1 tRNA gene is annotated in these 217 nt (G+C 55.8%); it reads right to left on the bottom strand.

What is annotated here, in order from left to right:
• Positions 1-56 precede the first annotated feature (56 nt).
• A tRNA-Leu gene (locus ACY9Z2_RS19560) sits at positions 57-145 on the bottom strand.
• Positions 146-217 lie beyond the last annotated feature (72 nt).

Raw genomic sequence — 217 nt, forward strand, 5'->3', positions numbered from 1 at the left:
CCCTAACCTCTTGATCCGTAGTCAAACGCTCTATCCAATTGAGCTACGGGCGCTTATGGTGCCGAGGGCCGGACTCGAACCGGCACGATAATCACTTATCGCAGGATTTTAAGTCCTGTGCGTCTGCCAATTCCGCCACCCCGGCATGGAAACTTGGCTTTTTGGAGCGGAAGACGGGATTCGAACCCGCGACCCCCACCTTGGCAAGGTGATGTTC

It is taken from the genome of Virgibacillus sp. GM2-2 (genome assembly GCF_055329585.1).